Here is a 2,328-nt window from a genome sequence, read left to right on the forward strand (position 1 = left end):
GGCAGCTGAGCTTGCAAATATGCCCCCGAGATATCGATTTGACTGCCAACATCAATGACTTCAACAAGTGGTTTGTTAGGAATCGTTTTGAGTGCAATACCATAACGTTGAGCATTTTTTATCACATCGGCGATTGCCAGTAATTGCGGCACATACTGTCTGGTTTCTTTAGGTAAGGGTAAAGACCAGAAGTCAGTACTCAGTCCTCTCGCTTCATTGTATCTAATCGCCTCACGTAACCGACCTTCACCGGCATTGTATGCGGCTAATGCATATAACCAATTATCGGTCTTTTTGTACAGGTATTCGAGCATATCTAATGCTGCGGATGTTGCCGCTGGCACATCTCTTCGACCGTCATACCACCAATTCATCTGCAAGCCAAAATGGCTGGCCATTGGTGAGGTGAACTGCCATAGACCTGACGCATCGGCGCTAGAATAAGCAAAAGGATTAAATGAGCTCTCAACCATAGGTAGTAAGGCTAATTCAATAGGTAAATCTCGATGCTCAAACTCTTGCACAATTAAATACAAAAATGGCTTTGCGCGTTGCGAAATACTCTCAAGATGCTGTGGATTATCGATATACCACTGTCGATATTGGTTAACTAACTGCTCATCTGGGATTGGCATATCCATTGAGTAGCGGATGCGTTCCCACACATCACCATTGTCTTGGTAATTTCGGCGGGCTAAAAACTTAGGGATCGTTGAGCTTGTTTTATTGGCAGTACTGAAATTGTTGTCTGCGTCGGCATCTTTAATTGCCACCGTTTGGCAACCACTTAACAGGATAAAGCCTGTTGTGATAAAGACAATTAATGTTCTCAATTAAAGATGTTCCTTAGATCTTACGCTGGCATTTTATGCTCAGATCGCGAATATTTTTGAAGCAAAAGTCGTCCATTGTAATTGAGTTTTATTTTTCTATCTATCAGTTTTAAAGAGCCAATTTAGAAAAGTTTATCAATGACTTCAACCGTTAATCAATTCAGCTTAACGATAATCATTATGCGTTTAGAATTATTAGGACATAGTATGGAGTAGAGAACTTGATTGATTGTGATCTGCATCATCGGATTTCGATTTTATCAATGCCAACCTCAGCTATTTTCACTGTTTAAACACCCGGTCACTGAGTAGATTAATGGCTATTAAGCATTAGCCTTTAAAAAGTGAATTCAGTCATGTCATTACAAGAAAATATTGTCCAAATAGTCAGCCACCCTCACCTTTCTCCTAAGCAAAAATCAAATTATTTGGCCCTAGAAGCTGAAAATAGTCTGCCATATGTGGCAGTGTCTGAGCAGGTTAGTAATGCGATGAAGGACGGTATTATTTGCGATATGTTTGAAGGCCACGCGCCGTTTAAACCGCGTTATGTTCTGCCCGACTATGCTAAATACCTGAAGCAAGGTTCAGAGTACTTAGCGTTATCACCGGCTGAAGATTTTGATGATGCCCTCAATGCGTTAATGGTGCTTTATCATCATGTGCCGTCGGTGACCAATATTCCGGTGTTCTTAGGTCATTTAGATGCGTTATTGATGCCTTTTGTTGCTGGGCTCGATGCTGATGCCATTTATCGCAAATTAACCCGCTTTTGGATCTTACTTGACCGCATATTGCCCGATGCATTTATGCATGTGAATATTGGTCCGACTGATAATATTATTTGCCGGACTTTATTGCGCATTGACCTTGAGTTACAACAAATTGCGCCTAATTTGACCTTTATGTACGAGCCCGCAATAACACCAGATGATTTATTATTGCAGGCGACCACCAATATTTGTTTTTGCAATAAGCCTCACATCGCCAACTATTCGTTGCATGCCGAAACATTCGATAAGCGCGGGTTTGGTATTGTCAGTTGTTATAACGCGCTCCCTTTAGCTGGCGGCGCCAATACGTTAGTACGACTTAACTTAAAACAAGTTGCCTTAAAAGCCGCTAGCATCGATGATTTTTTTCAACAAGTACTGCCTTATTATGGCCAACTCACCTTTGAGCTTATTGAGGCGCGTTCGGCATTCTTACATCAACAATCACATTTTTTCGACAGTTTTTTGGTTAAGGAGCAACTCATTGTTGAGGACCGTTTTGCGCCTATGTTTGGGATTTACGGTATGGCTGAGGCGGTTAATATTTTACAAGCCTTGTCTGCTAAGGGGTTAGCTGCTGCTATTAGATCGCCCGAGGCTATTAGTCAATCCAGTAACGCCTATGGTCACAGCCAGGCAGCTAATGAATTAGGCCTAAGGATCTCAGCTGCATTGGCTAACATGGTGACATCAACTCCGGTGACCTATGGTTATAAGGGGCG

The 2,328-nt window shown here is 41.9% G+C and carries 2 protein-coding genes; one reads left to right on the top strand and one right to left on the bottom strand.

The window, feature by feature from the left end; all coding sequences use genetic code 11:
• Positions 1-833: transglycosylase SLT domain-containing protein (locus H5185_RS21725; protein WP_182743206.1), on the bottom strand; the 833-nt coding region annotated here is incomplete at its 3' end.
• A gap of 356 nt (positions 834-1,189) precedes the next feature.
• Between H5185_RS21725 and H5185_RS21730 the strand changes: the two genes are divergently transcribed.
• Positions 1,190-2,328, top strand: a 1,139-nt coding sequence (locus tag H5185_RS21730; RefSeq protein WP_182743208.1) for a YjjI family glycine radical enzyme, incomplete at its 3' end; no start/stop codon positions are given.

It is taken from the genome of Shewanella sp. SG44-6 (genome assembly GCF_014164185.1).
In the GTDB taxonomy this organism is placed as follows: domain Bacteria; phylum Pseudomonadota; class Gammaproteobacteria; order Enterobacterales; family Shewanellaceae; genus Shewanella; species Shewanella vesiculosa.